The organism is Bradyrhizobium sp. SZCCHNS2022 (genome assembly GCF_032377575.1).
GTDB lineage: Bacteria > Pseudomonadota > Alphaproteobacteria > Rhizobiales > Xanthobacteraceae > Bradyrhizobium > Bradyrhizobium aeschynomenes.
Map to the genome: position 1 here is coordinate 6,827,804 of NZ_JAUHHZ010000001.1, position 12,172 is coordinate 6,839,975.

General features: G+C 66.5%; 11 protein-coding genes and 1 tRNA gene. 7 read left to right on the top strand and 5 right to left on the bottom strand.

Features of this window, described 5'->3' with window-relative positions; all coding sequences use genetic code 11:
• Positions 1–3: 3 nt before the first annotated feature.
• The 3 genes from QXZ94_RS30525 to QXZ94_RS30535 all read right to left on the bottom strand — a co-directional run bounded on the left by QXZ94_RS30525 (position 4) and on the right by QXZ94_RS30535 (position 2,566).
• The gene (locus tag QXZ94_RS30525) at positions 4–879 is read right to left on the bottom strand and encodes an SUMF1/EgtB/PvdO family nonheme iron enzyme (protein WP_315724667.1); all 876 of its coding nucleotides are present in this window, start codon (positions 877–879) and stop codon (positions 4–6) included.
• A gap of 52 nt (positions 880–931) precedes the next feature.
• Positions 932–2,026, bottom strand: a complete 1,095-nt coding sequence (nirK, locus tag QXZ94_RS30530) for a copper-containing nitrite reductase (RefSeq protein ID WP_315724669.1) — start codon at positions 2,024–2,026, stop codon at positions 932–934.
• A gap of 330 nt (positions 2,027–2,356) precedes the next feature.
• Entirely contained in the window at positions 2,357–2,566 is a 210-nt protein-coding gene (locus QXZ94_RS30535) for a hypothetical protein (protein WP_172109918.1), read from the bottom strand.
• Positions 2,567–2,766: 200 nt separating this feature from the next.
• Here QXZ94_RS30535 and hemN point away from each other — a divergent pair, with 200 nt between their 5' ends.
• Both hemN and QXZ94_RS30545 read left to right on the top strand, forming a co-directional pair.
• Complete coding sequence (hemN, locus tag QXZ94_RS30540; RefSeq protein WP_315724671.1) at positions 2,767–4,119, top strand: oxygen-independent coproporphyrinogen III oxidase; 1,353 nt, start codon at positions 2,767–2,769, stop codon at positions 4,117–4,119.
• A gap of 185 nt (positions 4,120–4,304) precedes the next feature.
• The gene (locus QXZ94_RS30545) at positions 4,305–4,496 is read left to right on the top strand and encodes a DUF1858 domain-containing protein (RefSeq protein ID WP_172109916.1); all 192 of its coding nucleotides are present in this window, start codon (positions 4,305–4,307) and stop codon (positions 4,494–4,496) included.
• Here QXZ94_RS30545 and QXZ94_RS30550 read toward each other — a convergent pair whose 3' ends face one another.
• Complete coding sequence (locus QXZ94_RS30550) at positions 4,497–5,216, bottom strand: Crp/Fnr family transcriptional regulator (protein WP_315724674.1); 720 nt, start codon at positions 5,214–5,216, stop codon at positions 4,497–4,499.
• Between the two features lie 165 nt (positions 5,217–5,381).
• Between QXZ94_RS30550 and QXZ94_RS30555 the strand changes: the two genes are divergently transcribed.
• The gene (locus tag QXZ94_RS30555) at positions 5,382–6,593 is read left to right on the top strand and encodes an NnrS family protein (protein WP_315724675.1); all 1,212 of its coding nucleotides are present in this window, start codon (positions 5,382–5,384) and stop codon (positions 6,591–6,593) included.
• Here QXZ94_RS30555 and QXZ94_RS30560 read toward each other — a convergent pair.
• On the bottom strand, positions 6,578–10,087 hold the full coding sequence (locus QXZ94_RS30560) for a PAS domain S-box protein (protein ID WP_315724678.1): 3,510 nt from the start codon (positions 10,085–10,087) through the stop codon (positions 6,578–6,580). The genes QXZ94_RS30555 and QXZ94_RS30560 overlap by 16 nt on opposite strands.
• A gap of 318 nt (positions 10,088–10,405) precedes the next feature.
• Here QXZ94_RS30560 and QXZ94_RS30565 point away from each other — a divergent pair, with 318 nt between their 5' ends.
• The 4 genes from QXZ94_RS30565 to QXZ94_RS30580 all read left to right on the top strand — a co-directional run bounded on the left by QXZ94_RS30565 (position 10,406) and on the right by QXZ94_RS30580 (position 12,128).
• Positions 10,406–10,786: a phasin gene (locus tag QXZ94_RS30565; protein WP_315724680.1), complete on the top strand. Its 381-nt coding sequence runs from the start codon at positions 10,406–10,408 to the stop codon at positions 10,784–10,786.
• Positions 10,787–11,031: 245 nt separating this feature from the next.
• Positions 11,032–11,466 (top strand): phasin, encoded by a 435-nt coding sequence (locus QXZ94_RS30570; RefSeq protein WP_172133884.1) that lies wholly within the window; start codon positions 11,032–11,034, stop codon positions 11,464–11,466.
• A gap of 261 nt (positions 11,467–11,727) precedes the next feature.
• Positions 11,728–11,804 (top strand) — tRNA-His (locus QXZ94_RS30575).
• 138 nt (positions 11,805–11,942) lie between these two features.
• Complete coding sequence (locus QXZ94_RS30580) at positions 11,943–12,128, top strand: hypothetical protein (protein ID WP_315724683.1); 186 nt, start codon at positions 11,943–11,945, stop codon at positions 12,126–12,128.
• The last annotated feature ends 44 nt before the right edge of the window (positions 12,129–12,172 follow it).

Consider the following 12,172-nt stretch of genomic DNA (forward strand, 5'->3'; position numbering starts at 1 on the left):
CCGTCAGATGCTGACGGCGCCGAGCAGCCGGCCGAGACGACGCGCCATGCTGCGGCCCCATCCAGGCTGCTCGCGGACCAGCCGGAAGCCCAGATTGGCCGGTGGCTTGCCCGAGGCGCATCCGCCGGCGCGCGCATCGCGGATGAAGTCGGTCACGTAGGCCCGGTGCGCGCCTTCCGCGAGGCGAACGCCGCAATTGCTGACGGTCTTGATGACGCGTCCGGCATCGTCCTGCACCTTGCGTGTGAAGCAGGTCGAGGTCCATTCCCAGACATTCCCCGCGAGATCGGCAACGCCGTGCTCGTTGTTGCCGAAGCCGCCGAAACGGCGGGTCTCGGATTCGTCGGGCAAGGCGGCTTCCCGTTCGTAGCGCGCGATCCAGCGCCGCGACGGGTCAGTGTCGTCGATTGCGACGCCATCGTCCTTGAAACGGCTACCGGCCGCATGAGCCCACTCGGTGTCCGTCGGCAGGCGATAGCGATCGCCGGTCTTGCGCGAGAGCCATTCTGCATAAGCGACGGCATCGTGCCAGCTCACCTGCACGGCTGGACGGTCGATGGCGATGGGGACATCGCGGTCGAGCGCGCGGCAGGCGCGAGCTTCGACACAGGTGTGATAGTCGGCGGCGCTGACCTGGTTGGTCATGATCGTCAGCGGACGATCGAAGCGGACCGTCGCGACGGGCGCCTCGGCGGGGCGGCCGTTGCGCAGATGGTCGCCGGAATCGCGATAGCTCACTACGCCCGGTGCAATCTCGGTGAGGGCTGGAGTGCCGCCGGCGGGGTTTGGGAGGCTCGTGAGGAGGGGCGCCATCGCCGTCGGGCCGGCCAGTCCGACGATGCAGGCGAGGGTGAGCTTGATCTTGAAGGCGAGCAGCATGGCAGCACATCGAGGCGAGCGGGGGCCGGACGGGCCGGCCCCCTTGGGCTGATCAGTTGGTCGATCCGGTGGGGATATCCGCCGGGGCTTTCACCTGCGTCATCAGGTCGTCGTTCCACTTGCCTTCGACCTTGAAATGCGCGGTGGCGCCGAGATTGGCCGCCTCGATCAGATTGTGGGTGACATAGGCGTAGATGCCGGGCTGCAGAAATTTGTAGAGCGCGGCACCCGCCGAGCCACCACGGATGAACCAGGTCTCGAGTCCGGTCTCCGGCGCATTGGAGAACTTGCCGGTCTCCCAGACATAGTCGCCATGACCGCCGATCAGATGCGGGCGGCTGTCGCGGTTGGCCTGCGAGTGCACGATCAGCACGTTCTCGCCGACATTGGCCGTCAGCGCGTCCTTGCCGGTCAGCGCGCCCGCCTTGCCGTTGAACACGACGTGGGTCGGCGTCAGCTTGCGCATGACCTCCTCGGTGTCGGTATAGGCCTCGCCGGGCGAATCGTAGGATTTGAAATTGCCCTTCTCGTCGCGCGGCACATAGAGGTCCTGCTCGCCGATGTAGTAGACGCGATCGTAGCGCAGCGCATGGCCGCGGCCGTCATTGAGGCCGTCGCGCGGCAGCACCATCACGGCGCCGTTCATGCCGGAGACGACGTGCCAGGGGATCATCGGTCCGCCCGGGGCGCAGTGATAGACGAACACGCCGGTGCGCGTCGCCTTCCAGCGCAGCACCACCTGCTCACCCGGATTGACCAGGGTCAGTGCGCCGCCGCCGAGCGCGCCGGTTGCGGAGTGGAAGTCGATGTTGTGCGGCATGGTGTTGGTCGCCGGATTGACCAGCGTCACCTCGACATAGTCGCCCTCGTGAACGACCATCAGCGGACCCGGCATCGAGCCGTTGAACGTCATGGCCTGGAAGGTGGTGCCCTTCTCGTCGATCACCATCTTCTTCTCCTGGACCACGAGCTTGAACTCCATGATCTTCGGTCCCTGCTTGGTGGCCTGCTCGTGCGCATGCACGAACGGCGGGGCCACCAGATCGACCTTCTGGCGCGGCAGCTTGAGGTCGTCGGCAACGGCGGGAGCCGCAAGCATCATCGCGGCGATGGCTGCACTGAGCAGGGCGGTGCGGCGGGTCAACATGGATCGCTCCTTCATTGGATCTGTTGTAGTGCCGCAAACAGCATGCGCCTGTTGGAACCCGGCTTGTTTGTGCTGCAACAAGCAAGTTAGCAATTGCGGAACGGTCGGAGGAGCGCGCGCAGATGATGCCGGCGCAGGCGCACTCGGGGCCGCGAATGCGTGGCATCGGGAGGCCCGATCGAGACGATGATGATTTATCGGCAGTACGCGCGCCTACTCGCGCGCGCGATCGCCGCGCGGCCCCGGTGCGATGCCGTGAACGGACGAGCATCATGGAAGACGCCGATAGCGCGAAGCGCGCCATTCGTCGCGATTGGTCTGGGGAGATCGTCAGCTCATCCAGCGGACCGCCAGCAGCACGACGAAGGCCACTGCGGCTGCCACGCAGAAGAGCGTTGTCAGGAACATCGCGACGTTGCCGAGCAGCCCGGCGGGCGTCTGGTCGTCGCGGAAGGACTCGAAGCCGTCGGATTGGGGAATGTGGCCGCGAATGCTGGCGAGGAGAGCGAAGGAGCGGATGAGCAGTTGCAGAGCTTCCATTGCGGATTCCTCGAATCGTCAATGGGTTGATGATGATGCGAAATAGTCCGGCCACTTTGAGGAAGCGCAAAGTCCAGCACGAAAGCCGGCGTTCTACTGGAATCTTCACGGGCTCTGCCGGCCGCCGCTTTGAGAAAGCTCAAGGTCGCGCCTGTTGCCTTGTGCCAAGAACGTCCGAACCCAAGGTGGACAGGCAGGACATGAGACCAGATCTCGCGGCATGCTACGGACAAGAGCGCCTCCCGCGCTACACCAGCTATCCCACGGCGCCGCATTTCTCCGCTGCGGTCGGGCCATCGACCTATGCGGAATGGTTGCGCGCCATCCCGGCGAGCGCGACGGCATCCCTGTACCTGCATGTGCCGTTCTGCCGATCGATGTGCTGGTATTGCGGCTGCAACACCATGGTGGCCAAGCGCGACGAGCCGATCGCGGTCTATGAATCGGCGCTGCGCTGCGAGATCGATATGGTGTCGCGCCAGATCGGCCGGCGTCTTCCGGTCGGCCACATTCACTTCGGCGGCGGCACGCCCACCATCATGGCGCCGGAGTCGTTGATCGATCTGGTCGGCTCGCTGCGTCATTCGTTCTTCGTGCTGCCCTCGGCCGAGATCGCCATCGAGATCGATCCGCGCACGCTGACGCCTGACATGATCGATGCGCTGGGGGTCAGCGGGGTCAACCGGGCGAGCCTGGGGGTGCAGAGCTTCGATCCGCTGGTGCAGAAGGCAATCAATCGGGTGCAGAGCTTCGAGCAGACCGCGGCGGCGACGATTGGGCTGCGCAGGGCCGGTGTTGCCGGGGTCAATTTCGACCTGATCTACGGGCTGCCGCATCAGACCGTCTTCTCCTGTCTGGACACTGTCCGGCGCGCCATCGATCTGCGTCCCGATCGGCTGTCCGTGTTCGGCTATGCGCACGTCCCCACGTTCAAGACGCACCAGCGCAAGATCCAGGATTCGTCCCTGCCCGACAGCCTGGAGCGGTACGATCAGGCGTGCGCGATCGGCGAGGCGCTGAAGGAAGCCGGCTACGTCCAGATCGGGCTCGATCATTTCGCGTTGCCGACCGACCCGATGACGATTGCCTTCCGTGAGGGCCGGCTGCACCGCAATTTCCAGGGCTATACAACGGACGCCAACGACCTCCTGATCGGCTTCGGCGCCTCGGCGATCGGACAGCTGCCGCAGGGCTACGTCCAGAATGCACCGCAGGTTCGTGCCTATGAGGGGCAGATCGCATCCGGCAGCCTCGCCACGGTGAAAGGCTATGGCCTGACCGATGACGATCGCCTGCGGGCCGACATCATCGAGCGCATCATGTGCGACTATGGCGTCGACCTCGACGTGATCTGCACGCGGCATGGCATCGAGACCGATGCGATGCTGCAATCGGCGCCGCGGCTGCAGTCGCTGATCTCCGATGGCGTGGTCGAGCTCAACGGCAGCGCGCTGGCGGTGACCGAGCATTCGCGGTTCCTGGTGCGCAGCGTGGCCGCGGCGTTCGACGCGCATCTCGACGCCTCGAAGCAGCTGCACAGCCGGGCGGTCTAAAGCGCGATGAGATCAGGATGAATCGTCATCGCGCTTTAGGTTGTTGTTTGCGCATGATCTTTTCGGAAAACCGCTGCGCACTTTTCCGGATCATGCTTTAGCCCGCCGCACGACGCGGTGCTTGTGCCGCGACAAAGACGTTCGACGGGCTACGGGCTACCATTCGCTTTCGAATGGAGGCGCGCATGCCCATCACCTTTGATGAACTGGTCGACGATCTCATGCGGCGCAAGCCGGAGACGATCGGCGTCTTTCTCGCGTTTCAGATGCGATGCGTCGGCTGCCCGATCGCCTGCTTTCACAATGTCGCCGATGCCTGTCGCGAGCACGGCGTCGAGCCCGACGCATTCCTCTCGGCGCTGTCCGCCTGCACGTGATCAGGAGCGCGACGACGCGCTGTCGCCGGAGTTCTGTTCGGCCAGCAGCACGATCTTGTGCGGTTCACGGAGCACGATCTTCTGACGGCCGCTCTCGACGAGGCCGAGCTGCTCCCAGCCAGAGAGGATGCGGCTGACCGTATGCAGCGTGGTGCCGGTCATCTGCGCGATGTCCTGCCTGCTGATCGGAAAGTCGATCTGCACGCCGTGATCGAGCTTGCGTCCCGCCTGGTTGGCGAGCCGCAGCAGCGCATGCGCGATGCGCTGCTCGACCTGCTGCGTCGACATCTCGATCACGCGCGCATGGGTTTCCTGCAGCCGCTGGCCGACGGTCTGCAGCGTATTTGCCGCCAGCGACGGGAACCTCGCGACCAGCCGCGGCCAGGCGGCGGACGGCCAGGCCAGCACGATGCTGTCGTCGACGGCGGTGGCCGTCGCCGGATAATGCTGCAGGCCGATCGCGGGGGCGACGCCGAAGGTGTCGCCGGGCACGACATAGCGGACCACGATCTGGTCGCCGGTCGGCGTGGTCTTGGTGGCGCGGACATGGCCGTGCAGCAGCAGGAAGAACGAGCTCGCATCCGCGCCCTGCTCGAACACCGCGGCGTTGCGGGGCACGCGAATCGAACGGGCCTCCCGCAGCACCTCGGTAAGATCCTCGTTGGAGAGCCCCGCAAACAGCGGCAGATGCGCGACCAGCGAGCGGTCGATGGAAGCCATGATGTTCTCCGGGCCGGGCGCGGCGACATTCGCGCCGCTCAATAACACGTTTTCGCGATCCGTCGGAAGTTTGTGCTGGCGCAATCCGCCGCGAGCCGTCCGCAACTACGTGTGGGAGGCGCCGTCATCGGCGCGGTTCCCGTCGAGCATCGAGCGAGCATGCACATGGCCATTCCGCGCAACTATCAGGGCTTGACCGTTCTCGCCAACGGGTTCCGTCCGTTCTTCCTGCTCGGTGCGATCCAGGCCGCGCTGGCGATCCTGGTCTGGCTGCCGGCCTATTACGGCGAGTTGACGCTGAGCTCGGCGTTCACGCCGCGCGACTGGCACGTGCATGAGATGCTCTATGGCTATCTGCCGGCCATCGTCACCGGCTTTCTGTTCACGGCGATTCCGAACTGGACCGGACGGCTGCCGATCCGCGGCCTGCCGCTGCTGACGCTCGTCACCGTGTGGCTGGCGGGGCGGATTGCCGTGACGCTGTCTGCCTTCGCTCCGTGGTGGGCGGCGCTGCTGATCGATGCAAGCTTCCTGCTGCTGGTCGTCCTTGCCGCGGCACGCGAGATCGTGGCGGGGCGAAATTGGCGCAATCTGCCGGTCGTCGCGGTCGTCGGCGTGCTGTGCGCCGGCAACATCGCGTTTCACCTCGAGGTGCATCTGCGCGGCTCGGCCGATGATGCGATCCGCGTCGGCGTCGCCGTCATCGTGCTGCTGCTCGCCTTGATCGGCGGCCGCATCACGCCGAGCTTCACGCGCAACTGGCTGGTCAAGCACAATCCCGGCCGGCTTCCGGCCCCGTTCGGCCGCTTCGACATGGCCGTCGTGGTCATCAGTGCGCTGAGCTTGTTGAGCTGGATCGTCGTGCCCGACAGCGCCGCGACCGGGCTCGCACTGGCCGCGGCCGGCATGCTGCACGCGGTGCGGCTGGCGCGCTGGGCTGGCGATCGCACGCTGCGTGAACGGCTGCTGGTGATCCTGCATGTCGGCTACGCCTTCGTGCCGCTCGGCTTCCTGATCAATGCGGCGGCGAGCTTCGGATGGGTGCTGCCGAGCGCCGGGCTGCATGCCTGGATGGTCGGCGCCGCCGGAATCATGACGCTCGCGGTGATGACCCGCGCCACGCTCGGCCACACCGGCCAGGCGCTGACCGCCTCGGCCGCCACGCAGGTGATCTATCTCGGGATCATCGTGGCGGCGGTCACGCGGGTCTGTGCCGTGCTGGTGCCGGCGCATGCGGGAGCGCTGCTGCACGTTGCGGCCTTCGCCTGGATCATCGCCTTCTCCGGCTTTGCCCTGGCGTTCGGTCCGCTGCTGCTGGGTCTCAGGCTGCGTGCGCTCGCGGTCCGCTCGACGGGATCGGCTCAGCCGGTGCTCTGATTGCGGGCGACCGCGCGCGAGAACACCACCTCCATGAGCGTGCCGGATTTCGGCGCCGCCTTGACGTGAAACTGCGCCCGGTTGGCTTCGACCAGCGCCTTGGTCAGCGACAGGCTGAGACCCGCGGCCTCGGAGCTCAGCTCGGCGCCGGCCGTCGCACGGAACGGCTCGAGCGCCGCAGCGACGGCCTGATCATTCAACCCATGACCGGTGTCGCGCACGCGCAGCACCACCTCACCGAAATCCGACAGCGCGGTCGAGACGATGACCTGGCCGCCGGCATTGGCCAGCGAGATCGAGGCCGAGATCAGGTTCATGGCGATCTGGCGCAGCGCCCTGGTGTCGGCGATGACGGGCGGAACCGTCTGCGACAGCGAGGTGCGGATGATGATGCGGGCGCGGTTGGCCTGCGGCTGCATCACCGCAACGCAGCTCTCGACCAGCTCGTTCAGATTCTGCGTGGTGAAGGCCAGCTCGAGCTTTCCGGTCTCGATGCGCGACAGCTCGAGCAGATCGTCGATCAGGGACACCACGCGTTCGCCGGAGGTGCGGATGTCCTTCATGTATTCGGCGTAGCGCGCGTTGCCGAGCGTGCCGAAGCGCTCGCCGATCATGACCTCGGCAAAGCCGATGATGGCGTTCAGCGGCGCGCGCACCTCTTGGCTGATCCGCGCCAGCATGTCGGCCTTGGCATTGGCCGCCCGGTCGGCGACGCGCCGGGCCTGCAGCAGCTCGCTTTCGCCGCGGCGCAGCTGCGACAGATCGCGGAACACGGCGAAGAAGTTCGGACCGTCGGTCCGGGTCCGGCCGATCGTCATCGAGAGCGGGATCGCGCCGCCCTGGGCGACCTTGCCGAGCACCTCGCGGCCCTGATCCAGCATGCTGGCGGCGCCGGACTGCTGCACGCAGTCGAGATAGTCCACCACCAGCCGCGCGCTCTCCGGCGCGAACAGCTCGATCAGATTGCGGCGGACCAGCTCCGCTCCGTCGTAGCCGAACAGGGCCTCGGCGCTGCGATTGCAGGCGTGGATGTTGCCGCCGGCATCGAACATCAGGATGCCTTCGGCCGTGACGTCGAGGATGGCGGCCAGGTCTTCGGCTTCGGCATGACCGACGGCCGGAGGCGGGGCGACCACGAGTGCGGGCGGCGCGGACGGCGGCGGAGCCGGCGCTGGCGCGGCTTCGGCGGCAGAAGGAAGAGCTGCCGCCGGGCCCGGCGCCGGTGCGAAGATCAGCGCATGCGCGCTGTCGCCGTCCCAGGTGATCGTGAACAGCCGCGCCTCGGCCTTGATCTCCTCGCTGGAGGAGCCGTCGGCGGCCGAGATCGTCACCGGCGTGCCTGCTTCGGATCTGCCCGTGGCGGATGGCGCGCCGGGCTCGACATAGAGGGCATCGAGCCCGCCGGCCTGCTCCAGCGTCGGCAGGTCCGCATAGCCCATCTGCTTGAAGAAGGCCGGATTGGCGTAGAGCAGCCGGTCGAGCCGATAGATCAGCATGCCGGTCGGCAGCAGATCGAGCAGGATCCGGTCGCGCTGGCTGTCGCCCTGGGCCGGCGGCGCTTCGGGCGTCAGCCAGTCCGTCTGGAGGGCGGCGCCGTGCTCGGTCGCGACGTCGCTCGCCGGCGGCGCATCCGGATGCTGTGCTGGACCAAACGGATCACTCATGCGCGGGGCCGCTTCGAACGTGGAGCCGGGAACATCGGCCGGCATGCTGCGGATTTCACCTTCGAGCCGGGCCGACAACTGGCGCGCAAGTTCATGAAACGCATTGTTCTCCACCGGCGTCAGCGCCGGAAGCTTGGCCTCGCCCGGGGCGCGGAACGGCACGACGTTCCCCGCCGCCTCCAAGCCGACGCCATCGACGTGGGAGGCGTCCGTGACAGCGGAAGCATCACGCGCCGGCACGGTGATGTTGTCCTGGTGCGGCGGCGCATCTGCGGCCGGCGCATGGTCGGATTGGGCATCGTCCGAGAGAGCCTCGGCGGCGGAGGCGACATCGGCTCCGTCCGCTTGCCCGGCATCGGCCATGTTCATCTCGGCCGCAGCCGCCCACCGCGTTTCCAACCGGTCCAACGCCTCGAGGTCGCGGCAGACGCCGAAGCCGCGATAGCCCGCATGGCTCTTGTCCTCGGCGAGGACGGGAAGTCCCGACAGCTCCACGGCCAGCCGCTCGCCATGCCCCGCAGGCCAGGTGACGACGAGCCCGCTCCAGGTTTCCCGGGTCTCGATGGCCGCGGCGACACGCCCATCCAGATCGAGCCCGAGCGCCGCCGCAAGGTCGTGCCAGGGCCGGCCCAGTTGCGCGGCGCCGGATGCGCCGATCAGGCGGGCGAACTCGTCGGAGCCGAGCGAGAACCGTCCCTCGGCATCCATCTGCCACGAAAACCGCAGCGGATGACGGCGGCCGCGTCCGGACGGATCGCCGGCCGCGCCGCCGACGCTGTCCTCCGGGGCGTGCTGCATCGAGGACGCAGCCGTTCCGGCAACGTCGGGAGCACAGGCAACCTCGCTCTCCGCGGCAGTCGAAGCGACCTGCGCTTCGCTGGAGGAGAGCGGTGCTGGTCCGAAGTCGGATGGATGCATGTCGGTCGTCGTCTGCGATGCGAGCGGCTCGAACAACTCGGCTTCGGCGGGGTCGTCGATCAGCAGGAACTCGGCCGGAGCTTCGTTGGACAGCGCAGGGGCTTCGTAGTCGGTCTGGCGTTCGGTCATTTCATCCATCGAAGGAGCAGGCAGAGTCTCGGCCGTATCCGCGAGATCCGCGGACGCTGATGCCGGGGCGGCATCTGCGGTGAGCTCTGCATCAGGCGTCGGCACCGGGCTCGGCGCGTCCAACTCATCGGGCGGGGCCGGTAGCGGCACGGCGACCAGTCCGGTCTGACTGCCACTGCCGATCCGGTAGAGGGTTGCGCGCGCGCTGCCGAGCAAAACCTCGGCGGCTCCATCGGCCAGCGCCGCGTTGCGGATCGCGGCGAATCGCGGATCGCTCAGATCGTGCATGCCGAACAGGTCGCGGCCGGCCGTGCTGATGCCGGCGAACTGACCGTCCTGGGTAAACGCGATCAGCGCATGCGCGCTGCCGTCCACCAGCCGTTTCAGTCGATCCGTCAGCGGGAAGCTGCGGCCGCCGCTGTCGGTGCTGGCGATCAGCACCGCGTGCCTGCCGTCGGGCAGTTCGATTCGGGCGCAGCCGCAGGTCGCCAGCGTGCCGAGCGGCGCGCCGAAGCCGCGCAGACGTTCGAGCCGCAGCGCGCCATTCTCGGGCAGCCGCCGGCCCAATTGCGCGATCTGGCGGCGATGCTGATCGGCGGGACCAAACGTCTTGGCGATCAGCGCCGGCACATTGGTCGCTCCGAGGGCGCGGGCGCCGACCGCATTCGCCCACAGTACGCGGCTCCCATCGGCCGACCAGAGCCACGCCGGCAGCGCGCCCGCGGCATGGACGGCCAGCCGGGGATCGCTGAGGGCGTGCAATTCGAGATCGGCGTGGGTCATGGGCGACGACGGCGAACGGCTCTTGTGGCGTTGATCGGCTGCCGGAGGTGGCAGCGTTAAGAATTCGTTACTATCGCGCGTTTTGAGGGCAGAGGTCCACGGCCGGGCCGGGCTGTGGTCCTGCTAAAGCTTGGATAACCTTAATGTGTTCCTCGGGCGCTCAGGAGGCACCGAACCGGCGGCGAAAGTCCGGGTTGGACGTTGGAAGCGCGGCCGGGCGGTCAGGATGATGGGCAGATGGGCCGAAGCCGCAGTCGCCCGGCCCGATCCAGGCCGGGGCGATGCCAGGGCCGTTACAGGCATCGGATGGAGGGATTCATGACCGAGGACGGGCGCCGATTCGAAATTCCGAAGGACATGCGGGCCATGGCCGAAGCCGGCTTCGACCAGGCGCGCCAGACGTTCGAGAAGTTCCTGGCCGGCGCTGAAGCGACCGCCGGCTCGCTCGAAGAGCGCGGCGCAACCGTGCGTGCGGGCGCGAAGGACATCGGGGCGAGGGTGCTGCAATACGCTGAGAAGAACGTGCAGTCGTCGCTGGACTATGCCCAGTCGCTGGTTCACGCCAAGGATCTCCCCGAGGTGCTCAAGCTGCACAGCCAGTTCGTCCAGGGCCAGATGCGCTCATTGGCCGAGCAGGCCGGCGACATCGGCCAAGCGTTCAGCAAGGCGGCCCTCGACGCCACCAAGCCGAAAGCGTGAGGTTTTGGAGGTGCTGTTGCGTTGTGGCTCGTCACACGCACCGGTGGAGATGGCATTCGGCTCGCCCCCGGGGCGCGACAAACAGTTCCTGATAGTGGAATTTCCGTTGCGTTGCACAAATTCGACACGATATAGCTCTACGCGAGGTTGTTACTCACCTCCCAGGGGCGGTTCCTCTGCGTGATCCGAAGTGACTTCCCGATTGCCGGGGCGGTCCAGTCTCAATGTTTCGAAGGATGCATGCCATGACCAATGCCACCGATCCTTTCTCCGCGTCGATCATCCCGTTCGAGGTTCCCGAACAGGTGCGCGCATTCGCCGAAAAAGGCGTGTCGCAGGCCCGCGAGAACTACGCCAAGTTCAAGGACGCCGCAGAGACCCACAATTCGGCCATCGAGGCCTTCTTCGCCAATGCCAGCAAGGGCGCCGGCGCCTACTCCTCCAAGGTGATGGAGTTCACCAAGGCCAACACGACGGCCTCGCTCGACTTCGCCCAGGAGTTGTTCGGCGTGAAGTCGCCGACCGAGGCGATGGAGCTGTGGACCGGCTTCGCCCGCAAGCAGTTCGAGGCCTTCACCGCCCAGGCCAAGGAGCTCGGCGAACTCGGCCAGAAGGTCGCCACCGAGACGGTCGAGCCGATCAAGGAAAGCGCCACCAAGCTGTTCAAGCCGGCGGCCTAAAGTCCACGGCCTGAGCCCCGCTTGGCGTCCTGAGGCGCCAGCGGATGGCCGCGAATCCCGAGCCTGGCGCGCTACGCGTCCGGGCTCGATCCTATGAGAGCCCGCATTTCGGGCAGGCTCCGAATCCGCTCACAAAGGTGGCAAAAAACGCCGGGGAGGCGGGCGACTTTATCCGTTCTCGGACTTGCCAAATCCCCCCGTTGCACCTAGTTTCCGGCCCGTTCGGGCGCCCCCTCTCGCGGGGCTCTGCCCGTTTCGGATGCAGTTGTAGCTCAGTTGGTTAGAGCGCCTGTCTGTGGAACAGGAGGTCGGTGGTTCGAGCCCACCCAACTGTACCAAATCCCGACATATCCATCGTTTGCATCACCACTAGGTTCGTCCGATCTTGCGACGCAACGAACGTCGGGGGCTGCCGATGAGCTCCGTGGCTGGCGCGGTGCAAATGGGCGCCAAGCGATCTCTGATCCCGAGGACGCATGATGGATTCGAAGTCGGCCGCAGTATTCAAGCAGCATGTCGAGCGGTCCATAGAGCAATTGTCGCTCGCGCTCACGCTTGCCGAAGAAGCCTGTGAAGACCAAGAATTTCTGAGACTGAAGGGGACAGTCGGCGATGTCATTGCTCGGCTGGACGCCATGCTTCAATGTTGTAGGGCGGATTAGCGCCAGCGTAATCCGCCATCTCGAGCAAGATATTCGCGACGACC